Consider the following 26,822-nt stretch of genomic DNA (forward strand, 5'->3'; position numbering starts at 1 on the left):
AAGGTAGATGATCGTGAAGGCACCCGGAACTACGGCAGGTCGGCTGGTCGACAGCGCAACGGTAATGATGATGCGCGGCGGCTATGCCGGGTTCAGCTATGCCGACCTTGCCGAGCATATCGGCATTCGCAAGGCGAGCATCCACCACCACTTTCCCTCCAAGGCCGATCTGGTGGTCGCCGCGGTAGAGCAGGCGCGTGCCGCGATCCGTGCGCAGATCGCGGCGCTGGATGAAACCACCTCCGTCGCGATGGATCAGCTGGGCCTCTACACCGGCTATTGGGAACGCTGCATCCGCGACCAGACCGCGCCCTTCTGCCTCGCCGCGGTGCTCGCCGCCGAGCTGCCGAACCTCCCCCCGCAGGTCGGCACGGCCGTGCGCGGACATTTCGATGATCTGTCGACGTGGCTGGAGCGCGTCTTGGCGCTCGGCGTCGCGCAAGGATCGATGACGCTACAGGGGTCGCCGCGCGCGGAAGCGGAAATCTTCATGGCCACCACGTACGGCGCCATGCTGGCCGCGCGCGCCTATGACGATCCGGCGCGATTCGCGATGATCGTCGAGGCGTCGATCGACCGCATCCGCGTCTGACGCGCCGCTAGCCTCAGCCCGCGCTGTCGGCGGGCTCCAGGCTCAGCAGCACCGTCGGGATCAGTTCCGACACGGTCGGGTGGATCGGCACCGCCCACCGCAAGGCCTCGATCGTCTGGCCGGCATTCATCATGTCGAGAATGCCGTGGATCGCCTCGTCGCCGCCCGTGCCGAGGATCGCCGCGCCCAGGATGTGGCGGCTCTTCGCATCGGCGACGATCTTGATGAAGCCCTGCGTCTCGCCCTTCTCCACTGCCCGCCCGACGCGGGTCATCGGCCGCTTGGCGTGGAGCAGGGGGCGGCCGCATTTCGCCGCTTCCGCCTCGGTCATGCCGACGCGGCCCAACGGCGGGTCGATGTACAGCGCATAGCCCGGCAGCCGATCGCTCACCTTTCGCTGCTCGCCATCGAGCAGGTTGGCAGCGACGATCTCGAAGTCGTTGTACGCAGTATGGGTGAAGGCGCCGCGGCCGTTGCAATCACCCAGCGCGTAAATGCCAGGGACATTGGTCTCCAGCCCGTCATCGACCTTGATGTAGCCGCGCTCGTCGGTCGCGACGCCGGCGACGTCGAGCCCGAGATCGTCGGTATTCGGCCGCCGCCCGACCGCCACCAGCACATGGCTGCCGATCGCCGGCGCATCGTCCTGACGGCAGCTGACCGTGACCGACACGTCCTCGCCATGCGGCGCGAAGCCGATGCATTCCGCACCGGTGCGCACGCGAATCCCTTCGCGCTCGAGGATCGCGCGCACCTCGTCCGACACGTCCGAATCCTCCCGCGCGATCAGCCGGTCCGATCGCTCGACCACCGTCACTTCGGCGCCAAAGCGGCGGTACATCTGCGCGAACTCGAGCCCGATATAGCTGCCGCCGACGACGACGAGGTGGCGCGGCAACTCGTCCAGCGCGACCATGTCGCTGTTCGTGAGGACGCGCACCTGGTCGATGCCGGGCATATCGGGCAGCACCGCCCGCCCGCCGACGTTGATGAAGATCTGCGGCGCCGTCAGGCGCTCGCCGTTCACCTCGATCGTCCGCTCCGCCACGAAGTGCGCATGGCCACGGATCAGCGTGACATTGGGCATGCCTTCCAGCCACGTCTCGTTGCTGCTGCGGGAATCGAGGATCACCTTGCGTGCCCGCGCCGCCGTCGCGGTCATGTCGACCGCCGGCTCGCCGCCCAGCGTGAAGCCATAGTCCCCGCCGCGCCGCGCGGTGTGGAGCGCATAGGCGCTCGCCACCAGCGTCTTGGTCGGCTTGCACCCGGTGTTGACGCAGGTGCCGCCGACGAGATGCCGCTCGATGATCGCGACGCGCTTGCCCGCGTCGTTCAGGCGGCCGGCGAGCGGCGGGCCCGCCTGGCCTGCGCCGATGATGATCGCGTCATACTGCCGTTCGCTCGTCATGTCGGAAGACCTCCCCCGGCCAAACCGCCGGTCAGCTCAGGCAACATCCAGAGCCACGTCGATGTTGCCGCGCGTCGCCGTCGAATAGGGACATATTTCGTACGCCGCCGCAACGAGTTGTTCCGCCATCGTGCGGTCGATCGTCGGCATGGTGGCAAGGATCGTTGCCTTCAGCGGGAACCCGCCGAGGTAGGGCTGCGTGATGCCGATCGTCGCCGTCACCAGCGTGCCCGCGACAAGGGTGACCCTGCGCTGCGTCGCCACGCGTTGAAGCGAGGTGAGAAAGCAGGCGGCGTAGCCGGTCGCGAACAGTTGCTCGGCATTGGTGCCCGGCGTCCCCGGCCCCGTCAGCAGCACCTCCAGCGCGCCGTCCTCGGTGGCCGCGGTGCCGGTATGGGCGTCCAGCACCGTGGCAGTGGCGCGATAGATGATGTCGTTCGACAAGAGGGGCTCCTTTCCTGTCTGAAGCTTCGTGCGCTGCCGCCCCTCGAGGAAATAAGGGGCGGCAGCGCACGGCGGGGGCGTAGCGCGCTCAGGGGGCTAAACGCGGGGCGCCTCCCGACCCGGATCAGCGGGACGGCACCTGGTGCGGCGCCGAGGCGCGCGCGCCAGTCACCGTCAGCCAGACAGCGGAAACGAGGAAGTAGAAGGCGCCGAAGGCGGCATAAGGCGCGACGGTCGTGATCCCGATCGGCATCGTGCCCGCGGCCATCTTGACGAAGAAGACACCGGCCAGTGCCGATTGTGCCCCGCTCAGGATCATTGCCCATTGCGCACCATAGGAGCGCCACCGGCGTGCAGCCGTCGCCAGTTGGAGGACGCCGGCAAAACCTGCCCAGACGCCGAATACCACCAGCACGCTGTTCATCGACTGACGCAGCGTGACCGCGACCGCCACGGCGGTGAGCGTGCTGACGACGACGTTGAGCAACTGTGTCGGATTGCGCCCCAGTCCGCCGCTGTGCCGCGCATCTATATAGTTCGCGGCCGCGTCCCACGTCGGATAAGCGATCAGCATCACCGCTGCGAGCGTCGGCATGTGCGCAGCCAGCGTGAAGGCAACGGCCACCCACGCGGCCGCCACCGCAAAGCGCAGGAAGTAGTAGGTTTTGAGCCATGCTGCGTTCGCATCGGCAGCCGGAAGTCGAACGTTGGTTGCGGCCATGACGGCCTCCTCTTTGTTGCCTACCAACTGATAGGTAGATCAGGTTTACGAGGTTGGTAACTTATACCTTGGTTGCGGGTGGTAGCCGGGGCGCGGCCGCGCTCAGTGACGGCGATCCAGCCCCGCCATCAGGACGTATTTGACGTCCACATATTCCTCGATGCCGTAATGGCTGCCCTCGCGGCCGTAGCCCGATTCCTTCACCCCGCCGAACGGAACCGAAGCGGTGCCGACCGAACCGGAATTGAGGATCACCATCCCCGCCTCGAGTTCACGGGAAAGGCGGAAGGCGCGTCCGAGATCGCGGGTATAAGCGTAGGCGACCAGGCCATAATCGGTGTTATTCGCGCGGCTGATCACCTCTTCCTCGGTGGTGAAGCGATAGACCGGCAGCACCGGGCCGAAGATCTCGGTCTGCGCAGCCTTGGCGCGTTCATCCATGTCCGCAAGGACAGTGGGCTCGTAGAACAGGCCGCCCAGCGCATCGAGCTTGCCGCCGGTCAGCACCCGCGCGCCGTGATCGCAGGCATCCGCCACCAGCGCCGCGACCTTGTCGACGCCGGCCTGATTGATCATCGGCCCGACGACGAAGTCCTCCCGCATTCCGTCGCCCACTTCGATCCCCCAGACCTTCTCGGCGATCGCCGCGACGAAGCGGTCATAGATCGCGTCCTGGACGTAGAAGCGGTTGGGCGAGATGCACACCTGGCCGGAATTGCGCAGCTTGGCCGCCACCGCGCCCGCCACTGCTTCATCGAAGTCCGCGTCATCGAAGACGATGAACGGCGCGTTTCCGCCCAGTTCCAGCGTCATCCGCGTCAGCGTCGCGCCGCTTGCGCTGGCAAGCAGCTTGCCCACCGCGGTCGATCCGGTGAACGAGATCTTGCGGATGCGCCGATCGGAGATGAAGATCTCGCCGATCTCCTTCGGGTCCCCCGTCACCATCTCGAACACGCCCTCCGGAATGCCGGCCTGCCGGGCGTAGTCCAGCAGCTTGTAGGCGGTGAGCGGCGTCTCTTCAGACGGCTTGATGATCATCGTGCAGCCCGCCGCAAGAGCGGTCGCGATCTTGCGGCAGATCATCATGAACGGGAAATTCCACGGCGTGATCGCCGCGGTCGGCCCAACCGGCTCCTTCGTCACAAGGACGGACGCCCCCGCCGCATGGCTGGGGATCGTGTCGCCGTAGACCCGCTTGGCTTCCTCGGCATACCATTCGATGAACCCAAGGCCGTAGTCGATCTCGCCCAGCGCCTCGGACAGGCACTTGCCATTTTCCTTCACCATGATCTCGGCAAAGGCGCGCCGGTCGGCACTCACCAGATCGAACCAGCGGCGCAGCAGCGCGCTGCGATCGCGGGCGAGCTGGCGCGACCAGACCGGGAAGGCAGCGCAGGTGCGGTCGACCGCCGCGCGAACCGCGGCCGCATCCATCTGCGGCGCTTCACCGACCACCGATCCGTCAGCGGGATTGTAAACGGTAATCATAAGAGCCTCTGTTTCTGAATTTTGGAGCCCGGCGCCATCAACACGGCGCTCCCGGGCGGTGCCGGCAAGTTGGGAAGAGGCCGCCAAACCGTCCAATATATCGAATATTATTGTTGATACGTCCGGCGTATCATTTCGCGGATGGAGCTTCGCCACCTTCGCTACTTCCTGGCGGTCGCTGACGACCTCAACTTCCGCCGCGCCGCCGAGCGGCTGGGCATCGCGCAGCCGCCGCTCAGCTCGCAGATCCGCGATCTCGAGCGCGAGCTTGGCACGCCGCTGTTCCGCCGCACGCCCAAGGGCGCGGAGCTTACCGAGGCCGGCCACGCCTTCCTCGCCGCCGTCCCCGCCGTGTTCGAGCGCCTCGACCGCGCGGTCCGCATGGCAAAGCGCGGCGCGCGCGGCGAAGTCGGCCTGCTGCGCGTCGGCTATACCGGCTCGACGACGTTCAATCCGCTGATCCCCACCACGCTGCGCACCTTCCGCCGCGCCTATCCCGAGGTGGAAATGGTGCTGGAGGAACTGAACAGCGCCGAACTGCTGGTCCGTCTCGGGCAAGGCCGCTTGGACGCCACCTTCTTCCGCCCCGGCAAGGAGCCGCCCCCCGCCTTTTCCGTGCTGCCGCTTGCCGAAGCGAAGATGGCGATCGTCGTGCCCGCCGAACACCGGCTCGCCGGCCGCGCATCAGCGACGCTGCGCGAACTGGAGGGCGAGCCGCTGATCCTCTTCTCCCGCGTCCTCGGCCCCGGCCTCTACGACGAACTGATCGAGGTCTGTCGTGATGCGGGTCTCGATCCACTCGTCGAGCAGGTCGCGCCCCAGATCACCTCGATCGCGAACCTCGTCGCGGTCGAGCTTGGCGTGTCGATTATCCCGTCCGAACTGGCGAGCGCGCGGCTCCCCGGCGTGCATTACCTGTCGATCAGCGGCCCGGGCCCCGTCGCCCGCATCTCGCTTGCCACGCGTCCCGATGATCGCAGCGTCATCACGATGAACTTCCGCACCATCGCGCAGCAGGTCGCCCGGCAATGTGGAACCGCCGGCTAGCCCGCCGCCAACGTAAACCAGCGTATGATTCCACCAGCGTCCGCCCCCGCGCGATGATGGCGACACCATAACGCCTGGGGGCTGACGATCATGGACACCATCGCTGCCGATCCATCAGCCGAGTGCATCGTCCTCCCGGCGCTGCGCGAACCGGACATGGTGGACGAAAGCAATCACCGGATCGCCAATAACCTCCAGCTCCTGATCCAGATGATCGCGCTCGCCGCGCGCAACCTGACCGACGAGGTCGCGCGCGACGTTCTGCACATGACGACGCACCGCATCGCCGCCATGGCGAGCCTCCATCGCCACCTGCACCAGACGCGCCGGGCCGACCGCGTGGCGCTCCACGATTATCTCCGCGCGATCGTGACCGGACTGGAGCAAAGCTTCGCGGACCCCGCGCAGGGCCGCCGGGTGCATCTGACGGCGGACCCGGTTGAAGTGGCAACCGCCAGCGCCACCGCAATCGGCGTGATCACGTCCGAGCTGGTCGCCAATGCCTGGAAGCACGCCTATCGCGCCGATGAGCCGGGCGAGGTGCACGTCACCCTGCGCCGCGAGCGCGGCGAATACGTGCTCCAGGTGGCAGATCGCGGATGCGGCTTCTCTGCGGAGGCAGGCGCCCAGTCCCCCAGCCTCGGCATGCAGCTCATCACCATGATGTCGGCGCGGATCGGCGGCCGGTTGACCTGGGCGGACGAACAGCCCGGCACCCGCTTCATCCTGCGCGTGCCGCTATGACCGACGCCGAACTGCGCGACCGGGCGGAAAGCGGTTCCGTCAGCATCGATCCGCCATCCGCGGCACCGGCAGAGTTCATCCCGGCACCGCCTGCGTCCGCTACGGGTGATTGCCGGTTGCGCATCGACGAACCTCGCGTCAGCCTCCCTCCGCTCGGCCGTGTAGCCGGGCTGATGGAGGCGATGATGCGGGAGGACCCCTCAGGCCAACGCTTGCTTCAGCGGGTGTACGGCGGCGCGGCCATGCTGCTCGCGCTGGTCATCTTCCTGCTCGACGTTCTGAGCCCGCTGCAGGGCGCGGTCGCCGTCCTCTACACCACCGTCGTGCTGCTGATCGCGCGCACGCAACGCCCCCTGCTCATCATCGGCACTTCCCTGTTCGTCATCTGGCTGGCGCTTGCGGGTTATCTCATCAGCCATTTGTACGAGCCGTTCGGCTCACCCGCGGTGCGCCTAGCGGTCAGCCTGGTGGCGATCGGCATCACCACCCTGCTGTGCCTGCGCAACCAGAAGATCGCCAAGTCGCGGCGCGAGTCCGAGCTTCGCTACCGCACGATCTTCAACGCCGCCGCGCTGCCAATCTGGGAAGAGGACTGGTCCGACGCGTATCGCACCTTGCGATCGGGCGAACTGCACGATCACCGGGTCCTGCAGGAGGCGGCGCGCAGCGGCATCATTCGCGATGCGAACGATGCAACCGCGACGATGTTCGGCCTTGACGATCGCGCCGCGCTGATCGGCAACACCATCGCCGATCACCTAACACCGGCGGCGGAGTTTGCGTTCGGCCGCATCATCGCGGCGCTGATCCGCGGCGAGACGACGATCGTGGAAGAGGCGCGCTTCCGCACCGCGCAGGGTGATCTGGTCGACGTGGTGGTCCACGTCACCCTGCCCCCCAGTGACGGCCAGTGGCAGCGCGTGCTGCTGATGGCGATGGACGTCACCGAAAGGCGCCGCGCCGAGGCTCGCTTCAAACAGGCACAGGCGGAGCTCACTCATGTTTCGCGCGTGACGACATTGGGGCAGCTTGCCGCCTCGATCGCGCATGAGGTGAACCAGCCGCTCTCCGCCATCATGGCCTATGCCATGTCGGGCAAGCGCTGGCTGAACCGCGACGTGCCCGAGACGGCTGAGGCAATCACGTGCCTGGAGCAGATCGCCGCCAACGGCGGCCGCGCCTCGGACGTGATCGCCCGCGTCCGGGCGCTCGCCCGCAACAGCCAGCCGCAGCAGCGACTGATGTCGCTCGGCCGACTGGTCGAGGAAACGGCCGCGCTGCTCAGCCTCGATCTCAACGCGAACGGCGTCGGGCTGCAGCTCGACATCGCGCCCGAGCTCCCGCCCGTCAAAGGCGATCCGATCCAGATCCAGCAAGTGGTGATGAACCTGATGCTGAACGCCGAGCAGGCGATGATGGAGCTGCCCGATGACGCGCGCACCTTGTGCGTGAAGGCCGTCGCCGAGGATGGCGAGGTGATCGTCAACGTCAGCGACTGCGGCACCGGCATCCAGGGCGATCCAGAGGCGCTGTTCGCGCCCTTCTTCACCACCAAGCCGGCCGGGCTCGGCATGGGCCTGTCGATCTGCCGCTCGATCATCGAGCGGCATGGCGGACGGCTGCTCGCCGCCAACAACCCCGAAAGCGGCGCAACCTTCACCTTCCGGTTGCCCGCCGCTCGAAACAGCGAGCTGACGACATGACGACAACGCCTTGCATCTGCGTGATCGACGACGATCCGGACGTGCGCGCCTCGCTCGGCAGCCTGCTGCGCTCGGCCGGGTTCGACGTGATCCTGTACGATTCGCCGGAGGCGTTCCTCGAAGGCGGGCATTTGGCCGGCGCTTCGTGCCTGCTCCTCGACATCCGGCTTCACGGGCAAAGCGGGCTCGATTTCCAGGACCGGCTGGCAGCGCTCGGCCACTCGCTTCCGGTCGTGCTCATCACGGGTCACGGCGATATCCCGATGACGGTGCGCGGCATGCGCGCCGGCGCGGTTGACGTGCTGCCCAAGCCGTTCAGCGAGGAGCAGATCCTGAATGCCGTCTCGGCCGCCGTGGAGGCGGATCGCGCGCGGCGCGCTGCTGCTGCCGACACGGCTGCGCTGCACCGGCTCTACAGCCGGCTCACGCCGCGTGAGCGCGAGGTGATGGCGCTGGTCGTCGCCGGGCTGATGAACAAGCAGGTCGCCGGCCGGCTGCAGCTTTCCGAAATCACGGTGAAAATCCACCGCGGTAACGTGATGCGCAAGATGGAGGCGCAGTCGCTCGCCGATCTCGTGCGCATGGCGGAGGCGCTCGCCGTCCGCGACGAAAGCGCCCATCGCTATCAGACCTCCGTCTGATGGAGCGGCAATGCGCGACCGCGCATCTCTATCGTATCGGCGCCCGGCGCCGCAGTTCCGGAGTACCCATCTGTGCAGCCTGTGCAGCGATCCGCGCTCATTGCCATCGTCGATGACGATCCTGACGTACGGGCAAGCCTCGACGCACTGATGCGCTCCGCCGGCCACGGCGCGCGCTGCTTCGCCCGCGCGCGGGATCTCCTCGGTGATCTGACGGCGGACGCCCTGTCTTGCATCGTCACCGATGTGCACATGCCCGAGATGTCAGGGCTGGAGCTCCAGCGCGAAATGGCGCGTCGTCACTGGCTCCAGCCGTTGATCATGATGACCGCCTATCCCACCGACGAGGCGCGCGACGAGGCACTTGGCCATGGTGCGCGTGCCTTCCTGTCAAAGCCGATCGACCCCGATGCGCTACTCGCCGCCATCGAGGGGGCGATCCACCCCCGCCCCTGATGCAAGCCGGTGCGCGACAGCGCTCAGGCCCCGACCGGTTCGCCCGGCCGCCCATCGTTCCTCTTGCGCAGCGGGATACGGCGCCCGATCGTCAGGCAGCGCCACACCCATTCCAGCGGCCCCATCTCGAACCGGGCCAGCCACCAGGGGGACCAGGCGAGCTGCAGCGCCCAGACGGCGATGGTGATCGCCCATAGCCCTGGCCGGTCAACCTCTCCCATCACCCCGCCGCGCCCGCCGTAGAAGATCGACGTCATGATCAGCGACTGGCTGATGTAGTTGGTGAAGGCCATCCGCCCGGCCGCGGCAAGCGGCGCCAGAACGCGCGCCGCGCCGCCGTTCAGCAGCAGGATGAGCGCACTGACATAAGCGAGCGACACAAAGGGTGACAGAAGCAGCACCGCACCATGCGCGCCGGGGATCGGGCGCTCCAGCACCGCGACCTGCCAGGCGATCCAGCCCGTCGGGATCAACGCAACCGCGCCTGCCGCCAGCGCAATCAGGTATCGCCGGCGGCTCGATCGACCCGCTAGGAACCCGGTCTTGAACAACCCGAGCCCGGTCATCATCAGCCCGAGCGTCGACGGGATCAGCCACGGGTCTCCCGACAGCAGGTTGCGATACTCCTGCGCATTGAGGCTGTAGGCCCCGGCCCAGGACGCCTTCGCCTGCTCGATCCGCGTCGCGACAACGGCCTTGCGCTCGGCGATCGCCTCCGGCTTGGGCGTCATCGCCACAATCGCGTCCTGCCGGGCCTGCGGGGAGGCGAAGGGCAGTGCGGCACCCGGAATGGTCGCGATCGCCATCCCGCCATAAAGCGCGATGCCGCCCAGCAGCAGCAGTTTTGGCCGCCACCCGCGGGCCAGCGCCATGAGGAAGCCGGTCACGGCGTAGAGCGACAGGATGTCGCCCCACCAGATGGCGAAGCCGTGGATGAGGCCGAACAGCAGCAGGACGGCAAGGCGCCGGACGAGCATCCTGTTGCGTTGTCGATCACTGCCGTCGCCTCCGACGAGGAACAGCGACACGCCGAACAGCATCGAAAAGATGATCAGGAACTTCTCGTGGAAGAAGGTCTCCATGATCCAATAGGAAAAGGCGGTCCAACCCTCATTCGGGTACATCCACAGCAGCGGCTTGAGCGACGCCGATTGCGGTGCGGCAAAGCCGTCCGCGTTGACGGCAAGGATACCGAGGATCGCCATACCGCGGATCACGTCGAGCGATTGGATGCGCGGCCGGCGGGCGGTCGTATCGCGCGCGGGGGGTGAGTTCATGCCTTGAGGGGTCACGCCTGCTCCAACGCTTGCACATGGTCCGGGATCGGGCCGTGAGACCCTGGCGGGGGATCTAGGCCCCGCCAGTCTGCTTACGTATAGCTACCTAGGTATAGGCTTGATCTGCTCTTCCCTCACCAGGCGGACGTCTTCAGCCGCACCCGCGCCACCTTGTCGCTCGACGCGAGGAACAACGTGCGCCCATCCTCGCCGAAAGCGCAATTGGCGATCGCCTTGCCGGTCGCGATCAGCCCCAGCTTCCGCCCCTCCGGCGTGATGACATAGATACCGCCCGGCCCGCTCGCGAACAGATGGCCGGATGCGGCAACCTTCAGCCCATCGGGCAGCCCCGGCAGCCCTCGGGCATGCTCTGGGGCGAAGTCGACGAACTGCCGTCCGGGTCCCGTCGCCAGCCCGTCCTTCCCCAGATCATAGACGCGGATTTCCGGTGCCGCTTCATCCGAGCAGGCGACGTACAGCCGATCTCCGGCCGGCGACAGCGCGACGCCGTTGGGCCGGCGAAGGCTGCGGTCGATCAACTGCGGCGCGTCGCCGGGCACCACCCGATAGACGCCGTTGAACGCCAGCTCCTTCAGCGGCGACGCGTCACCATCGGCAAGGCCATAGGGCGGATCGGTGAAATAGATCGCGCCGTCGCGCGCGATCGCGACGTCATTGCAGCTGTTGAACCTTTTGCCCTCGAACCGGTCCGCCAGGATCGTCTTGCGCTTCGTCGTCAGATCGACGCGTGCGATCGCGCGCGTGCCCGAGTCCGCCATGATCAGTGCGCCGTCCGCGTCGATCGCCAGGCCGTTCGCCCCCGCCTCCCGGATCCCCGCCGGGACCGGCCCGGCGAGTCCCGACGGCGCCAGGAACGGCCGCGCCCCCTCGCCCTTCCGCCACCGGTGGACGACATTCGCCGGCACGTCGGAGAACAGCAGGTAACCGCCCTCCCGCACCCACACCGGCCCCTCTGCCCACCGCAGCCCGTCCGCGATCACCTCGATCGGACTGGCGGTATTGAGCAGTTGATCGAGCGCAGCGTCGAAACGGGTGATCTTTCCCGTACCACCCGTGCCCGCTCGCGCGCCACTGGCGACCAAAGTCGAACCAATGCCGATCAAAACCGACCGTCGAAAAACCGTCATACCAACGCCACTGCACGCCGTTCCCGGGCCGAACGATAGATCGCCTCGATCAACTTCATGTCGCGCAGCCCCTCTTCGCCGGACGCGCGCAGCGGCACCCCGGTCAGGATGCTCTCCGGCAAATGATCGAGTTGCGCCACGAACTGGTTCTTCTTCGGCGTCGGCAGCGTCACCTGCTCGGTCTTGCCGTTTTGTCTGGTCCACATCTGGTGGCCTTCATAGGGCGTCGCCGGTTCCATTCCCACCCAGCCCCTGGTTCCCGTCACGCGATAGGCGTTGTGCCCGGAGGAATAGCTCGACACGCAATTGGCGATCACGCCCGACGGAAATTTCATCTGGAAATCAATGCGATCCTCTACGTTTCGGAAACGCGGATCATTACGATCGGTCGCCTCGGTGGCGACCACTTCCACCGGCTCCTCACCGGCAAGATAGCGCGCCGCGTTGAGGCTGTAGATGCCGATGTCCATCAGCGAACCGCCGCCCGACAACGGCCGGTCGAGCCGCCACTGGTTCGGCTGCGCATTGAACCCGTGTTCCGCGGTGATCAGCGTCGGCCGCCCGACAAACCCGGATTTCACCAGCGCGATCGCCCGCTGATTGTACGGCTCGAAATGGCTGCGATACCCGATCATCAGCTTGCGGTCCGCCTTGCGCGCCGCCGCGATCATCGCCTCTGCTTCTGTCGCGGAAACCGCCATCGGCTTCTCGCACATCACATGCTTGCCGGCTTGGCTTGCCCGGATCGAATACTCGGCGTGCATCGAGTTGGGCAGCACGACATAGACGATGTCGATATCCGGATTGTCGCGGATCCGATGGTAATCGGCATAGCTGTAGCGATGCGTCTTAGGCACGCCATATTCGCTGCCAAAGCGCTCCAGCTTCTCGGGCGTGCCGCTGACCAGCGCGGTGAGCCGGGCGAACTCGCAGTCCTTCAGCCGCGGCATGATCTGCCGCGTGGCGTAGCTGCCAAGGCCGACGATCGCATAGCCTAGCTTGCGCGGCGGCGCGCCCGCCTGAGCCTTAGCACCCGCCGGCAGCGCGACGCTCGCCACGCCCGCACCGATGCCCTGCAGCACGGTTCGCCTGTTCCACTCGATCATCGCCCTCTCCCTCTCCAGGCGTCAAAGTTACGGGCGGACGCGATAGAGCCCGCCATGCGCCAGCATGAACAAGGTGCGCCCATCGGCCCCACCAAAGACCAGCTGGATCGGCCGTTCCGGCATATCGATCCGCCCGATCTCACGCCCGTCCTTGTCGTGAACGAAGATCTGCCCGTTGGCGATGAACACGCGTCCGTCAGGATGGGTTGCGACGCTCTCGCCGCCGCGATCCGCGAAGACCTTCAGATCCGTAAGCGCACCGGTCGGAGTCACCAGCGCGCTATATGTCCGCGCCTCTGACGCATTGCTGACGTGCACGCGGCCGCCTGGCTGTCCGGCGACGAAGCCATAGGTATCGAGCATCGGGGAGAAACGACGTGCGCGGAAATCAGCTGGCCCCTGCTGGAACACACGATAGGCAGGCAGGACAATGCTGCCATCCGTCGAGACATATTGCTGGGCGGGGGGCACCGCAACATCGCGGGCGAACATCTCCGCCAGCGTCGGGAACTGCAGCGTCTTCGTGTCGAGTTGGTCCTTGAACTCGCCATTGTTCCACCAGTTGCCCGGCAGTGCGATGCGCGCCTCGCCAAGCGGCCGGGCCGGCGTCGCTGGCAACACCGTGAGCTCGGTCTCGGGCGAGCCAGGGCGGAAGCTGTAGACCGTGCCGTTGCGCCCCGAGGCGGAGAGAACCAGCAGGTTGCCGGACTGGTCCGCGGCAAGGTTGATCGCGTCGAGCGTGTTATCGCGCTCAATGCCGAGGCCGCGCGCTTCGTCCCAGCGAAAGATGCGCTGCTGCGTGCGATCCACGAAATAAAGCGTGCCATCCGGCGTCGTGACTGCGCCGCCCAGCGCATCGAAGCCACCGGCGAGCTTCTCGACCACGCCTTCGCCAATCCGGGCTGGCGTAGGGGCTGCCGGCAGCTCCGATCCGATGTCCAGCATGGCGAACTCGCGCTCGCGCACCTGGAGCCCGCTTGGCACGTCGACGATGGCATTTTCGTACGGGAACTTGTTCGCGCGCAAATAGGTCGCACAGCCATTCTCGTCGCAGGTGCCGAGCCCGCTTTCGGCGTTCACGTGGACATTGCGGAAGCGGATGTTGCGACTGTTGTAGAGCGTCACGGCCGCCGGCTTCGCCTTGCTCGTGCGGGTCACGCGATAGGCGTGGAGATTGGCGACCAAGACGTCGCGGGAGTCGCGGATCTCCAGCGCCACCGCATCGCGACTTTCCCCGCCCTCCTCTTCGGTTTGTGGCGCGAGCAACTCCCAGTTCGCGACGCGGTTGAGCGCGATCTCGACCCGGCCATGATGTTCGGCTGACATCTGATAGAGGTGGCCGGGCGTTTCGGTATCGGAGACGTAGAAGCCCGCCTGCGAATAGGTGTTCGGGGTCCAGATATTGTTGAACGTGCCGCCCCCGCCCCGTGTAACCCACAGACTCGGATATTGCGCGTCCCAGCGCTTGGCCGGATCGGGATCGCCGGTTGCAGTTGCGTTATAGGGGTTGAAGCGCTTACCGCCGGCTAGGTCGGTGCCGTGGCCACCCTGGAACTTGACGTCGTCGACCAGCGAATTCTCGCCGGCCATCCACAGCAAGGCCGTCGCGCGCTGGTTGATGCCGCCGGTGAAGAGCCCGAGGCCGGAAACGATCGCGTCTCCGCCCCGCGCCGTTTCCACCAATGCTTTCGGCGTGCCGACACCCTGAAATGCGGGCGTACCATCCGGCAGGATGATTTGCGTCAGGTTCGGATGCAGGGCGATGAGGACGCTGTCCGGCCGCAGCTTCAGCGTATCGGTGACGACGTAGCGGCCGGCCGGAAAATAGACGACGCGATTGCCGCTGATCGCTTGCTGGATGGCCGCGGTATCGTCGGTGCGATCGTCGCCCTTGGCACCATCCAGCCTAACATTGCGCCACTCGCTGGTGGGCGGAAGTGCGCGGATCGCAGGGGCGCGGCGCTCTGGCAGCGCCGGTAGCGGCGATGCGTCCATCACCGTCTTGTACGTTCCCATCCGGCCCAGCGCCGGCACGGCGAGGCCGTAGTTGAATGCGCTTACCTTGTAGGAGGCACTGGGCCCGGCAACCGTCCGGCCGCTCTCGCGAAAGCGGGCGAAGACCGGGGTGCCACTGGCAAGCGCGTTCTCGAACCCGATCTGCGTATAGACGTTGTTCTCGTTCGAGATGACGACTGCCGCCTTGCCGATATTCTCGAAGCGGACATCCTTGCCCCAAAGCCAGTCGCCATAGCCCTTGTCGATGTCGACCCCGACTGGCGTGTCGCGGATCGAGACGTTGACCAATGTGAGGCCCGCTTCGTGCTCCCGGATCGCCGCGTCACGCTGCCCGTCAAAAGTCGCGTCGATCAGTGCGAAAGGCCATGCGGGCGACGGCTTCTCGGTCAGTATACCGTAGCGGCCACCGCGGAAATGCAAGTCTTGGCCAATGTTGCCGACTTGATAGAGCCCGGCGAGGCCGGAGCCGAGATCGAACCGCATGTGGCTGACGAAGGCGTGCTGCGCGACGTGGAAGCGAATGGCGACGGCAGCCGGATTGCCCTTTCCAATCACGATATCGACATTGCTCATCGCGGAGTAGAACGTGGTCGGGTTGGCGTCTGCAATGTTTGGATCGAACGGCACGCTGCCGGGCGGCGGGAACGGGACGCGCACCTGCCCCGGCTCGACCCGCCGTGCGCCCGCGAAAATGATCATGTTCGCAAGCCCGCGCTGATAGCCGGGGGTGCGGTCCCCAAGTACGATCTTGGGCCGCGCATTCCCGACGCCGAACAGTCGCACGCCCGGCCAGATGTAGACGGTGCGCGTGATCCGATAGGTGCCTTCAGGCAGGAACACGATGCCACCGCCACCCTGGTCCGCAGCTTCGTCGATCGCGCGCTGGATCTCTGCGGTGTCGTCCGCCCGCCCATCCCCAATGCCGCGAACTGTGGTAGCACGCGCGTCGTTCGGCGCGGCGAGAAAAGCGGAAGCCTGCGCCAGAGCAGAAGTGCTCGCGACGAGCGCTGCGGCGAACGCCGCCATGGTGCAAACAATGCGACGCTTCACGCCGGCCTCCTTGATAAAAAAGTGTCCCGGCCGGGGCGCCGGGACAGTTGGGGGATCAGCGGCAGCCGAACCCGGCTGCCCAGCGGTTAGAACTTGAAGCGGACGCCTGCGCGATAAACACGGCAAGTGATGTCATAGAGTTGCTGGTTGATGCCATACCGGTGTTGCTCTGCGGTGAAGGTCGCGGATCGCGGTCGAACAGATTGTCGACGTTGAAACCCGCGTTCAACAAGTCGAGAGATCGTAGACGCGATTTACGTCGAGAGAGCCGGCGTCAGCAGCGTCGTCGCCAGTAGAGCCGTGGTCCGCATTCTCCCTCCTATGTACGAGTGATACGTGCCGCCGCCCCATGGACGAGTTGATAAGCCGCGCCGGGTGGCAGAGCATCCGCGACCATGGTCGTAGTTCCGGCACGCGAGAGCCGCAGCTAGTCAGGCGGCGAACCCACTCGTCGTCCGGTGATGGGCGGGCAAGCCAGCGGGGTGCCGACGTGGACCAACAAGTCGCGAACAGGAACGCGCCGATGGCGATCGTGGTCATGGGCGTCAGCGGCAGCGGCAAGTCGACGCTCGGCAGGCTATTAGCCGATGCGCTCGGTTGCCCGTTTCTCGAGGGCGATGAGTTCCACGACGCAGCCGCGATCGCAAAGATGAGCGCGGGACAGCCGCTGGACGATACCGATCGCTGGCCATGGCTTGATCGCGTTGGGCATGCTCTGGGCGAAGCGGCGGCGACAAACGGTTGCGCCGTGGCGGCCTGCTCGGCGTTACGTCGATCCTATCGCGAGCGACTGGCAGCCGCGGCCGGAGGGCATATGCGCTTCATATTGCTCGATAATGATCGCGATGAACTGGTGCGCCGATTGTCCGACCGAACGGACCACTACATGCCCGCGAGCCTCCTCAACAGTCAGTTGGCGACACTGGAGCGACCAACGGCTGACGAGGCAGTGCTGACGTTACGATCGAGCGCAGCTCCGCCGGACTTGTGCCGCATGGCGCTGGAATGGCTGGACGCAGGCGGCGCCTGAGCGTCGCAGCTTGCATCAACCACTCCCATACCAGTCGTCTTGGTGCGCTGGGTAAGTGACCGTCAGGCTAGCTGTTTTTCCAGCAGAAGGGTCGTCAGGCCGCTGTTCCATTCCTGATCGGGATATTCATCGATCTCGCGATAACCGCGGCGAGCATAAAAGGCGCGACTTCGGCTGTTGAACGTATCCGTTTCGAGGCGGGCGGAAGGGAAGCCGGCGGCGGCAATCTCGGCCTCCGCCTTTTCCATGAGAATGGTGCCGACGCCGGCACGCGCGACCGACGGGCGGACATGCAGCGCGTGGACGAAGTTCGCATGGAAATCGAGAAGGCCAACGACCGCAGCCTCGCGAACTGCGACCCAAAACAAGTGGCCGCGCTCCTCAACATATTCGACCGACCTGTCCAGGTAGCGGGCAGCCGCTTCGCTCGTCACCTCTGGCTCCCACGTGCTCGTGAAGGTTTCACGCAGCACCAGCTTTAGAGTCGGAAAGTCGGCCGCCTGAGCGCGCCGGATCGTGATTGCTGGCTTCATCATCATCAAATCATATCATGGCTTCAGCCGCATTGTCGCAATCGCGGATCAGGCAACATGATTTGGTCAGCGCTTCGCGGGCTGATCCGCCGATGCCAGCCGCGGCAGTTTCATTCCCAGCAGTACTAGTTTGCCCTCGATCCCGAACCAGTGCGGCACGCCGGCGGGGATCAAGATAATGTCTCCCGGAGACAGTGTTCGGGATGTGCCACCCTCGATCCGGCGTCCCTCGACCAGCCCTGGCTTGGTCGTGCGGGGCGCCACTAATGTACCGCCCGAGACCAGCGTCCCCGCGCCTTCGATGACAATGGCATATTCGGCCGCATCAGGGTGAACTGCCGGCTTTCCCGGTGCCTTCCAATACTCCAGCGCGGCGACCGTCTCGCCATCCATCAACAATGGATCATAGGCAAAGCTGCTGGCGCCCATCCTCTCGGCAAGCACAGCGACGCGGGCGCGGATTTCGGACGCGCTTGCCGCGTCGGCAGGAATCGTCTGCGCGATCACGGCCGGGCTGATCGAGACCGCGCTGCCTAGGCAAAGCAGATGGGGAAGAAGGCGCATCGTGACGATCTCCGCAGCAAGAAGCTCGGGCGTAGGGAGCGCATTGCAGTCACCGCAAGTACGCCAAAAGTCGCGGCTGCGGTGCGTCCGGCTGCGGCCTAATTACCTTGCACGAGCGAGGCAGGTCGACGGGACAAGCCGGGGCAAAAGGTGGCGCCAGAGGTCTGGCCTTCCAATCCGGCGTCTGACCGGACGCCGACGATCGAGAGAAAACGGTCGACCCAGATTCAGACCGCAGGTTATCTGAATGACGCGGATCGGTCCAGCCCGCGCCGCCGGCCAATGGCGCCGTTTGCCGACGCCCGGCTCGAGACGCAGCGCCCCGCCGACAACTCGAACCAGCCTCATCTCCGATCGACCATCCTGCAACCTTGCGAAGCCATTCGCTCTGCCACGATCTGGCGACTCGAATCGGCGCGGGATGCTCTGCGCTACTGAATTCGTTCCGGAACCTCTGCTGCGTCCTCCGCAATTGCCTCTTTCGATGCGAGCGCCTCCCATGGGAAGACGAACCAATCCTTGACCACACGGCGATCAATGGTTCTGGCGCAATATTCGACCCGCTCGGCCGACACCTCATTGTCCAGCAACGTCGCGAAGCGGACGCTGCCCGGCGCTGCGTCGAAATCGGAGAGGCGGCGGCGCAACAGGCCGATGGTGCGGCCGCTGTCGTTGATATCGTCCACGAAGAGAAGCCGGGTGCCGTCGCGCGTGCGCTCCGCGAGCCGCGCTAGCGTCGCATCCGCGAACGCCGTCGCGTGGCTCGACAAGTCACAGGAGATCATCGGCAGATCGGCTGCATGACTTAGATACACGGCGGGAACCAAGCCGCCGCGCCCCATGCCGATGAGCAGGCTGGGTTGCCAGTCAGGCGTGGCCGTCAGCGCCGCTGCAAGCGCACGCACATCCGCCGCGAAAGCATCATGGCTGATGAAAGTAAGGGTGGGCGCCACGATACCTCGCTTGTGGTCGAAAGATCTTAAGCCACGGCGGCAACTGTCGGCGACCCGATAGGTGCCGCGAACGTCGACGCTGATGTGCGACGACCGATTCCTACACGAAGCCTGCCCCGACCGTCGAGCCAGTTCAGATACTCACGCTCGAGAGAGTGAGTGTTGACACATGTAACCATTTCGGGCACCCAGAAACCCAACAAGCTCAGGCTTGGGTTTAGGGAGGGGATCGATGAGGGCCATGTTGCTGGCGTCCGCTGCGGCGATGACGCTTATCTCAATTGCACCGGCAGCTGCGCAGGACGCGCCGGTTTCAGATCAGGTTGGGACCGATCAGGCCAGCACTAATCAGCCTGCGGGCGATCTGACGGCTAGCGCGAGCGATGATGCGATCGATTCCGGCGACATTTACGTCACGGCGACGCGCCGGGCCGAGCGTATTCAGGACGTGCCGATCAGCGTCAGCGCGTTTCAGCAGCAGGAGCTGACCGAAAAAGGCATTGTCGGCTTCGAAGGGATCGCACGCGAGACCCCGGGCGTCGTGCTCAACCGCCCAACGCAGAATTTCAACAACTTCACCGCCCGCGGCATCGCGACAAACGGCTATAACGCCAATCTGCAAAGCTCGGTCGCCGTTTACATTGACGAGCTGCCGGTCTCGACGATCGGCAACACTACCGTTGTCGATCCGAACCTTTTCGACGTCGAACGCGTCGAATTCCTGCGCGGTCCGCAGGGCACACTGTTCGGTTCGGGGTCCCTGTCGGGCGCGATGCGCATCCTGACCAAGAGCCCGGATCTCAATCATTTCGACACGTCGGCGCTCGTCGACATCGGCCTGACCGGCTCCGACAGCCTGCGCCAGCGCTACAACCTGATGGTCAACGTGCCGATCGTCAGCGACAAGCTCGCGATCCGCGGCGTCGGCTTTTACCGCCATGAAGAAGGCTATCTCGACAACGTCGGGACCGGCGTGCGCAATTCTAACACGCTCGTGGACTGGGGGGGCCGGCTGACGATGCTGTGGAAGCCGACCGATCGTTTGTCGATCAAGCTGCTCGGCTCCTACGAAGACAGCGACCCGAAGGACTCATCGCTCACCAGCCCGTCGCTCGGCCGCGAGAAGCGTATCTCCGACCAGCCGGACCGGTTCACCGGCAAGCAGCTGATCGCCAACGCGACGATCGATTACGAGTTCGATTTCGCACGTCTGACCAGTTCCTCGACCTTCTCTGACTTCGACCAGCGCTTCTGGCTGGATCTCGCCGGCACCTTCCCGGCAGGCTCCTTCCCGGGCGCGCCGATCGCCTTCGGGCTCGATGCGAATGCCTATGACAAGGTGTTCGTGCAGGAGACGCGCTTTGTTTCGACGCTGGATGGGCCGCTGCAGTTCACGCTGGGCGGTTTCTACCTGAAGCGTCGCCGCGATACTGATTTCCTCTATCGTTCGAACCCGGAGTTCCTGGCCGCGCGCGGCATGGCTGGGTTGCCGGACCAATATTACCAGAAGCAGTACACGCACCAGATCAACGAGGAACTCGCCGGATTCGGCGAGCTGACGTATCGCTTCTCCGATCGCTTCTGGCTGACGGGCGGCATGCGTTATGGCCGCATCTCGGCGCAGGCGTTCACCGAAGCCGGCGGCTATCTCGCGATGGCGACGTATCCAGAGTTCGGGGTCGACCTGAACTATCTGCAGCTTGCGCTGGGGAACGTGCGCAACCTGCCATTCAATCGCTTCCCCGCGTACGAAGCGGCCGAGGGTGTGAAGGCGAAAGGCCAGAAGCCGCAGTGGAAGGCGAGCGCCTCCTTCAAGCCGACGGACACGGTGACGACCTATGCCACCTTCTCCACCGGCTTTCGTGCGCCGATCGTCAACGCCTTCGCAGGCCGCGCGAGCGTCGTCGACCAGAATGACATCATCATTCCCAATGGCGCATCGTCGGACCGGCTCGAAAGCTATGAGATCGGCGCAAAGGGCCGCTGGCTCGACGGACGCGTGACGATGAACGTCGCCGCGTACCTGATCGATTGGAGCAATATCCAGGCGCAGGCCAACCGCGTGTCGGACTCGGTGCAGTTCGCCACCAACATTGGCGCGGCGCGCAGCAAGGGCTTCGAGGTGGAGATGGGGATCATCCCCGCCACTGACGTCTTCATCGGCTTCAATGCGGCATACAATGATTCCAAGATCACAAAGCTGACGCCGGAAGAGGCAGCGATTTCCGGCGCGGTGCTGGGACATCGCCTGTCAGCGCCGCGGCTGCAGGGCGCAGCCTATACCTCGATCGGCTTTGATCTTGGCGAAAGCACCAAGGGCACGTTCGCGGTGAACGCGCAATATGTGGGATCGTACAACAGTTCCTTCCCGAACACGCCCGGCAATCCGAACCTCCGCCTGTCAACGTTCGGCAAGACCGACGAATATGTGAACGTGAACGTCAACCTTGGCGTGAAACGTGGTGCATGGACGGGGCAATTGTATGTCGAGAACGTCTTCGATGATCATTCGATCACTTACATCCATCCGGAGGCGTTCCTCGTCAGCCGCTTCGGCACATTGCGGCCGAGGACCGTGGGGATCCGCCTCGGCTACGGGATCTGATCGATGACCGCGGCCACCAGCGCGGCGGTTGAAGCGCACGGGGCGAGCCCCCGTGCGCAGCGGCCGGCCTTCGTGCTGGCGACGTTGACGTTCGTCTATGTGCTGAACTTCCTCGATCGCCAGTTGATCGGCATTGTCGCCAAGCCGATCCAAGACTCGCTCGGCGTTACAGACGGCCAGCTGGGCCTCATCGGCGGCTTGTATTTCGCGATGTTCTATTGCTTCATCGCGATCCCGGTGGGCTGGCTGGCGGATCGATCCAGCCGTGTCACGGTGCTGTCGCTGGCCTGCGCGATCTGGAGCGGCGCTACCGTCGCCTGCGGGCTGGCACAGAACTACACCCAGCTGGTGATCGCGCGCATGACCGTCGGCTTCGGCGAAGCGGGCGGCGTGCCGCCATCCTATGCGATCATTACTGACACCTATCCGCCGGGCAAGCGCGCCGCCGCGTTCGGTATCTTCAATCTCGGCCCGGCAATCGGCGCTGCGATTGGCGTCGCATTCGGTGCGCTGATCGCCGAGCATTTCGGCTGGCGGATGCCGTTCATCATCATCGGCGCCGTAGGCGTCGTCACTGCAGTACTGCTGCGCATCTTCATGAAGGAACCTCCGCGCGGCGCGACCGACCCGGCGGGGGCCAACGCCATTGCAGCGGTGCCGCCTGCCGGCTTCTGGTCCACCGTCCGCATGTTCCTGACAAATCCGGTACTGATGTTGGCGGCGCTGGGCAGCGGAGCGACCCAGTTCGTCACTTATGGCCTGGGCAATTTCGCGGTCCTGTTCCTGATGCGCGAAAAGGGCATGGAGCTGAGCGACGTCGCCGTCTGGTATGCGCTGGTGCTGGCCATCGGCATGGGCGGCGGCATGGTCGTCTCCGGCCGCGTGATCGACCGAATGGCACGCCGCACACGCGTTGGCTATGCGACCGCTCCGGCGATGTCGCTGGCGATCGCAATGCCATTCTACCTCGGCTTCATCTGGGCCCCCACCTGGCCGATGGCGCTGATGCTGCTGTCGGTGGTCATGGTGTTCAACTATTTCTACCTCTCTGCGTCCGTGGCGCTGGTGCAGGAAGAGGTACGGCCAGACCAACGCGTGCTGTCGGGCGCGCTGCTGCTGCTGATCATGAACTTCATCGGGCTGGGTCTGGGGCCGACGTGGGTCGGTCAGGCGAGCGACTGGTTCAAGGCGCAGGGTGACGGCCATGCGCTGCAGACCGCGCTTTATACTCTGACGCCCTTCTATCTCATCGCGATCGCGCTGTTCCTGTGGCTGGCGCGACTGCTTCGCCGCGAGGAAACGCGCGCATGACATCATCAACTGGCACCGCACTCGCGGCGTCCCTGCTGGCAGCTGCCATTCCTGCAGCGGCCGGCCCTGCATCCGCCAATGCTCCCATCGTCCGCGCGCCAGATGGCGCGGTGGCGGGTACCACACAGGGTAAGGTGCGGGTGTTCAAGGGCATTCCTTATGCGGAAGCGCCGATCGGGACGCTTCGCTGGAAGCCGCCCGTGCCCGCCAAGCTCTGGACGGACGTGCGCCCAGCGAACGGCTTCGCTGCAGCCTGCGTACAGCCGACCTTCCCGGGGACGAACATCTACGCCAATCCGCCACAGCGGATGAGCGAGGACTGCCTGGCGCTCAACATCTGGGCGCCGCAGGACGCCAAGGACCTGCCGGTGGTCGTGTGGATCCATGGCGGCGCGCTGGTCAGTGGCTATGGTCATGAGGCGATGTACGACGGTGCGAGGATGGCCGCTCTCGGCGCCATCATCGTCTCGATCAATTATCGCCTCGGCATCCTTGGTTATTTGGCACATCCGGAGCTGAGCAAGGAATCTCCCGACGGCATCTCCGGCAACTACGGCCTGATGGATCAAATGGCAGCGCTTCGCTGGGTGAAGCGCAACATCGCGGCGTTCGGCGGCGATCCCGCCAATGTCACCATCGCCGGCGAGTCCGCCGGGGCACTCAGCGTCATGTATCTGATGACGAGCCCGGAGGCGCGCGGCCTGTTCCACAAGGCGATCGCGCAAAGCGCCTACATGATTACGGCGCCGGAACTGAAGCAGGCCCGCCACGGCCTTCCGGCCGCTGAAGACGCTGGCAAGCAGATCATGACGACGCTGGGCGCGAAGGATCTTGCGGGCTTACGCGAGATGGACGCCGGAACGCTGACCCAGAATGCGGCGATGAAGGGCTACGGCCCGTGGGGCACCATCGACGGCAAGCTACTCACCCGCCAGCTGGTCGACACTTGGGACCGCGGCGAGCAAGCGCGGGTTCCGGTGCTGACCGGCTATAATGCTGGTGAAGTGCGCTCGCTCCGCATGTTGCTACCCCCCGCCCCCGCCAATGCTGCCGCTTATGAAGCGACGATCAAGGATCGCTATGGCGATCTCGCCGAGCCGTTCCTGCGGCTTTACCCATCGAGCAGCATCGGCGAATCGATGCTCGCGACGACGCGCGACGCGCTCTACGGCTGGACGTCGCATCGGCTGGCAATCGGCCAAACCGCGATCGGGCGGCCAGGGTACCTTTATTATTTCGACCATGCCTATCCGGCGGCGAGCGAGAACGGCCTTCACGCCTTTCACGCTGCCGAAATCCCCTACGTCTTCGGTACCAACGGCAACACGCCGCCGTTGTGGCCGAAGGGCCCGGATGGCGTGGTCGACCGGCGGCTGTCTGCCGCGATGATGGAATATTGGCTGTCGTTCGCGCGCACCGGTCAGCCCGTCGCAACTAGTGAGCCGCAATGGCAGCCGTTCGGTGATGCCGGCCATTACATGGCGTTTACCCAGGCACCCAAGCCCAGCACGAGGCTGTCCCCCGGCATGTTCACGCTGCACGAGGCGGCGATGTGCCGGCGCCGCGCTGCGGGCGACCAGCCATGGAACTGGAACGCGGGCCTCGCCTCACCGGTCTTGACGAAGGCGGCGGGCTGCCGATGATCGACGGATCAATGCAGGACTTTCCGCTGACGCTGGACAAGTTCCTGACGCATGCCGCCAAATGGAACCCCGAGGCGGAAGTGGTCACGGCGCAGGAGAACGGAAGCGTGCGACGGATCGGATACGCCGCGCTGCATGACCGCGCTCGGCGAGTGTCCGGCGTGCTCTCCGACCTCGGCATCGAGCCTGGCGATCGCGTCGCCACGCTGGCATGGAACAGCCAAGCGCATGTCGAGGCATGGTATGGCGTCATGGGCATGGGCGCGATCTGCCACACGCTGAACCCGCGGCTGACGGCGACGCAACTCGCCGAAATGGCCCGACAGTCGCAGGCGAAGCTGCTCATTGCGAGCACTGACCTTCTTCCTCTTGCGCACGACATTGCGCGTTTGGCGAGCAACATCGGGCAGGTTCTGGTCATCGATGGCGAAGTGACGCCGACTGCTCGGGCGCAAGCGCTTGAGCCGCTGATCGAAACGGTGACGACGAGTGTCGCCTGGGGTGCCTTCCCCGAGACGGCGCCCTCCGGACTGTGCTTCACGTCCGGCACGACCGGCGCGCCCAAGGGCGTCACCTACACGCATCGCTCGAGTTTCCTCCACACGCTGCGCACGCTGCAGACGGATGTGATGGCCATCGCGCGAACTGATGCGGTGCTCACCGTGGTACCGATGTTCCACGCCAACGCCTGGGGCCTGCCATTTGCCGTTCCCGCCGCTGGTGGCCGCTTGGTGCTGCCCGGGCGACGCAACGACGGCGCGAGCCTTGCACGATTGATCAGGGAGGCTGGGGTAACGGTGGGCGTCGGCGTGCCGACGGTTTGGCTGGGGCTGGTGGAGCATCTTGACGCAACCGGCGAGGAGGTGCCGACCCTGAATCGCATCATCGTTGGCGGCGCTCCCATGCCGCCGGCGTTGATGGAGCGGCTCGAGCAGCGGCTTGGCGTCTCCGTCCAGACCAGCTGGGGGATGACGGAGCTGTCTCCCTCCGGCACCGTTTCGCCGCCGCATGATCCAGCACGCTCCGCTGCCGCATCGGGCAAGCCCGCCATTGGCGTTGACCTGCTGCTTACCGACGCGGACGGCACCCCCCTGCCCCAGCAGCGCGACATCGAAGGGCATCTACGCGTGCGCGGCGCCGCAGTGATCGAGCGCTATTTCGGCCAGGACACCCCGGCCACCGATGGGCACGGCTGGTTCGCCACCGGCGATCTGGCGCGGATCGATCGTGACGGCAACCTCATCATTACGGGCCGGGCGAAGGACCTGATCAAGTCGGGCGGCGAATGGATCAACCCGGCCGAGATCGAGGCGATCATCGGCGCGCTGCCGCAAGTGGCGCAGGCCGCGGTAATCGGACGTACCGATCCGAAGTGGGGCGAGCGACCGATCCTGCTGGTTGAAATGCGCGACGAAGCTCTAGGCGACGATGGCCTGCTGGCGGCGCTGGCTGGCCGCGTCGCGCCCTGGTGGGTGCCTGACGCTGTCGTCAGGCTACCGGCCCTGCCGCTTGCCCCCACGGGGAAGATCGACAAGATACGGTTGCGGGCCGAGCATGGAGGCGCTTGAGGAAAGCGGCGGGCAAGGCGCGCCAAGCAAAGGGACAGTCGACCGCGTGACCGCTATCGAAACGCCGCAGAAGAAGCCCCGTCGCCGTACCACCAAGGCCGAACAGCGCGCTGACACGATGGAACAGATCCTCGACGAAGCCGAGTTCCTGTTCTCCAAACATGGCCTTCATGGCGTGACACTGAAGGACGTGGCGAAGCGCGTCGGTGTGCATCACACGCTGATGAACTATTATTTCGAGGACAAGAAAAAGCTGTTCGATGCGGTCTTTGCACGTCGCGCCGTGGTGACCAGCGAACAGCGGATGCGCGCGCTCGATGAATATGAGGCTGCCAGCGGCGACAAGCCGACCGTCGAAGGGGCGCTTCACGCGTTTCTCGACACCGACCTCGATCTCTACATCAAGGGCGGGGAAGGCTGGAAGAATTACGGGGCGCTCGGCGCGTTGGTTGCCAATACGCCAGAATGGGGCGCAGAACTCATGGACGAGCATTTCGACCCCGTGGTGCTGCGGCTGATCGCGTTGCTGAAGAAGGCGCTGCCGGGTTGCGCCGAGGAAGACATCTACTGGGGCTATCACTTTGTGACGGGCGCGCTGATGGTCACGCTCGCGCGCACGGGCCGCATCGACAAGCTTTCGAACGGGCTGTGCCGGTCCGACGATTTCGAGGCGGTGAAGGCGCGCATGGCCGCATTCATGGCCGCTGGGCTGCGCGACATCTGTCACGAGCGAACCAAGAACTGAGGAGGCGGGCTAACGCCGCGCCACACTTC

General features: G+C 65.4%; 23 protein-coding genes. 12 read left to right on the plus strand and 11 right to left on the minus strand.

Annotated features, from left to right (window positions below; genetic code table 11):
* Positions 1–7 precede the first annotated feature (7 nt).
* Entirely contained in the window at positions 8–592 is a 585-nt protein-coding gene (locus ACH0AE_RS08060) for a TetR/AcrR family transcriptional regulator (protein WP_294443877.1), read from the plus strand.
* 13 nt (positions 593–605) lie between these two features.
* Here the strand turns inward: ACH0AE_RS08060 and ACH0AE_RS08065 are convergent, their stop codons facing one another.
* The 4 genes from ACH0AE_RS08065 to ACH0AE_RS08080 all read right to left on the minus strand — a co-directional run bounded on the left by ACH0AE_RS08065 (position 606) and on the right by ACH0AE_RS08080 (position 4,653).
* On the minus strand, positions 606–2,000 hold the full coding sequence (locus ACH0AE_RS08065; RefSeq protein WP_294443878.1) for an FAD-containing oxidoreductase: 1,395 nt from the start codon (positions 1,998–2,000) through the stop codon (positions 606–608).
* 36 nt (positions 2,001–2,036) lie between these two features.
* Positions 2,037–2,444 carry an Ohr family peroxiredoxin gene (locus ACH0AE_RS08070; RefSeq protein ID WP_294443879.1) on the minus strand — a complete coding sequence of 136 codons (408 nt, stop codon included), beginning with the start codon at positions 2,442–2,444 and terminating at the stop codon, positions 2,037–2,039.
* Positions 2,445–2,568: 124 nt separating this feature from the next.
* Positions 2,569–3,165, minus strand: a complete 597-nt coding sequence (locus ACH0AE_RS08075) for a DUF308 domain-containing protein (protein ID WP_294443880.1) — start codon at positions 3,163–3,165, stop codon at positions 2,569–2,571.
* Positions 3,166–3,267: 102 nt separating this feature from the next.
* A complete protein-coding gene (locus ACH0AE_RS08080; RefSeq protein WP_294443881.1) occupies positions 3,268–4,653 on the minus strand; it encodes an NAD-dependent succinate-semialdehyde dehydrogenase in 1,386 nt (461 codons plus the stop codon).
* A gap of 141 nt (positions 4,654–4,794) precedes the next feature.
* On the opposite strand from ACH0AE_RS08080, the gene ACH0AE_RS08085 reads away from it, so the two are divergent.
* The 5 genes from ACH0AE_RS08085 to ACH0AE_RS08105 all read left to right on the plus strand — a co-directional run bounded on the left by ACH0AE_RS08085 (position 4,795) and on the right by ACH0AE_RS08105 (position 9,244).
* Complete coding sequence (locus tag ACH0AE_RS08085; RefSeq protein WP_294443882.1) at positions 4,795–5,700, plus strand: LysR family transcriptional regulator; 906 nt, start codon at positions 4,795–4,797, stop codon at positions 5,698–5,700.
* Positions 5,701–5,790: 90 nt separating this feature from the next.
* Positions 5,791–6,444 carry a sensor histidine kinase gene (locus ACH0AE_RS08090; RefSeq protein ID WP_294443883.1) on the plus strand — a complete coding sequence of 218 codons (654 nt, stop codon included), beginning with the start codon at positions 5,791–5,793 and terminating at the stop codon, positions 6,442–6,444.
* A complete protein-coding gene (locus tag ACH0AE_RS08095) occupies positions 6,441–8,147 on the plus strand; it encodes a sensor histidine kinase (protein WP_406875627.1) in 1,707 nt (568 codons plus the stop codon). The genes ACH0AE_RS08090 and ACH0AE_RS08095 overlap by 4 nt, the downstream gene beginning before the upstream one ends.
* Entirely contained in the window at positions 8,144–8,788 is a 645-nt protein-coding gene (locus ACH0AE_RS08100; protein ID WP_294443885.1) for a response regulator transcription factor, read from the plus strand. Before ACH0AE_RS08095 ends, ACH0AE_RS08100 begins: the two co-directional genes overlap by 4 nt.
* 72 nt (positions 8,789–8,860) lie before the next feature.
* A complete protein-coding gene (locus ACH0AE_RS08105; RefSeq protein ID WP_294443886.1) occupies positions 8,861–9,244 on the plus strand; it encodes a response regulator transcription factor in 384 nt (127 codons plus the stop codon).
* A 23-nt stretch (positions 9,245–9,267) separates the two neighbouring features.
* On the opposite strand, the gene ACH0AE_RS08110 is transcribed toward ACH0AE_RS08105, so the two are convergent.
* The 4 genes from ACH0AE_RS08110 to ACH0AE_RS08125 form a co-directional block, all read right to left on the minus strand.
* Entirely contained in the window at positions 9,268–10,521 is a 1,254-nt protein-coding gene (locus ACH0AE_RS08110; protein WP_294443887.1) for a DUF418 domain-containing protein, read from the minus strand.
* Positions 10,522–10,655: 134 nt separating this feature from the next.
* Positions 10,656–11,669, minus strand: a complete 1,014-nt coding sequence (locus ACH0AE_RS08115) for an SMP-30/gluconolactonase/LRE family protein (RefSeq protein ID WP_294443888.1) — start codon at positions 11,667–11,669, stop codon at positions 10,656–10,658.
* Entirely contained in the window at positions 11,666–12,775 is a 1,110-nt protein-coding gene (locus ACH0AE_RS08120) for a Gfo/Idh/MocA family protein (protein ID WP_294443889.1), read from the minus strand. The genes ACH0AE_RS08115 and ACH0AE_RS08120 overlap by 4 nt, the downstream gene beginning before the upstream one ends.
* 27 nt (positions 12,776–12,802) lie before the next feature.
* The gene (locus ACH0AE_RS08125) at positions 12,803–15,817 is read right to left on the minus strand and encodes a glycosyl hydrolase family 28-related protein (RefSeq protein ID WP_294443903.1); all 3,015 of its coding nucleotides are present in this window, start codon (positions 15,815–15,817) and stop codon (positions 12,803–12,805) included.
* Positions 15,818–16,364: 547 nt separating this feature from the next.
* Between ACH0AE_RS08125 and ACH0AE_RS08130 the strand changes: the two genes are divergently transcribed.
* Positions 16,365–16,871 carry a gluconokinase gene (locus ACH0AE_RS08130; RefSeq protein ID WP_294443890.1) on the plus strand — a complete coding sequence of 169 codons (507 nt, stop codon included), beginning with the start codon at positions 16,365–16,367 and terminating at the stop codon, positions 16,869–16,871.
* 62 nt (positions 16,872–16,933) lie between these two features.
* Here the strand turns inward: ACH0AE_RS08130 and ACH0AE_RS08135 are convergent, their stop codons facing one another.
* The 3 genes from ACH0AE_RS08135 to ACH0AE_RS08145 all read right to left on the minus strand — a co-directional run bounded on the left by ACH0AE_RS08135 (position 16,934) and on the right by ACH0AE_RS08145 (position 18,924).
* Positions 16,934–17,407 carry a GNAT family N-acetyltransferase gene (locus ACH0AE_RS08135; RefSeq protein ID WP_294443892.1) on the minus strand — a complete coding sequence of 158 codons (474 nt, stop codon included), beginning with the start codon at positions 17,405–17,407 and terminating at the stop codon, positions 16,934–16,936.
* 63 nt (positions 17,408–17,470) lie between these two features.
* Positions 17,471–17,968, minus strand: coding sequence for a cupin domain-containing protein (locus tag ACH0AE_RS08140; RefSeq protein WP_294443895.1), 498 nt, complete (start codon positions 17,966–17,968; stop codon positions 17,471–17,473).
* Positions 17,969–18,399: 431 nt separating this feature from the next.
* The gene (locus ACH0AE_RS08145; protein WP_294443904.1) at positions 18,400–18,924 is read right to left on the minus strand and encodes a phosphoribosyltransferase; all 525 of its coding nucleotides are present in this window, start codon (positions 18,922–18,924) and stop codon (positions 18,400–18,402) included.
* Between the two features lie 229 nt (positions 18,925–19,153).
* Between ACH0AE_RS08145 and ACH0AE_RS08150 the strand changes: the two genes are divergently transcribed.
* Genes ACH0AE_RS08150 through ACH0AE_RS08170 form a run of 5 tightly spaced genes read left to right on the plus strand, consistent with a single transcriptional unit; the run spans position 19,154 to position 26,793 of the window.
* The gene (locus tag ACH0AE_RS08150) at positions 19,154–21,526 is read left to right on the plus strand and encodes a TonB-dependent receptor (protein WP_294443896.1); all 2,373 of its coding nucleotides are present in this window, start codon (positions 19,154–19,156) and stop codon (positions 21,524–21,526) included.
* Positions 21,527–21,529: 3 nt separating this feature from the next.
* Positions 21,530–22,837 (plus strand): MFS transporter, encoded by a 1,308-nt coding sequence (locus ACH0AE_RS08155; protein ID WP_294443897.1) that lies wholly within the window; start codon positions 21,530–21,532, stop codon positions 22,835–22,837.
* A complete protein-coding gene (locus ACH0AE_RS08160) occupies positions 22,834–24,480 on the plus strand; it encodes a carboxylesterase/lipase family protein (RefSeq protein ID WP_294443898.1) in 1,647 nt (548 codons plus the stop codon). Before ACH0AE_RS08155 ends, ACH0AE_RS08160 begins: the two co-directional genes overlap by 4 nt.
* Positions 24,477–26,048: an AMP-binding protein gene (locus ACH0AE_RS08165; RefSeq protein ID WP_294443905.1), complete on the plus strand. Its 1,572-nt coding sequence runs from the start codon at positions 24,477–24,479 to the stop codon at positions 26,046–26,048. The genes ACH0AE_RS08160 and ACH0AE_RS08165 overlap by 4 nt, the downstream gene beginning before the upstream one ends.
* A gap of 46 nt (positions 26,049–26,094) precedes the next feature.
* Complete coding sequence (locus ACH0AE_RS08170) at positions 26,095–26,793, plus strand: TetR/AcrR family transcriptional regulator (RefSeq protein WP_294443900.1); 699 nt, start codon at positions 26,095–26,097, stop codon at positions 26,791–26,793.
* Positions 26,794–26,822 lie beyond the last annotated feature (29 nt).

The organism is Sphingomonas sp. 179-A 2A2 NHS, from assembly GCF_045371305.1.
GTDB lineage: Bacteria > Pseudomonadota > Alphaproteobacteria > Sphingomonadales > Sphingomonadaceae > Sphingomonas.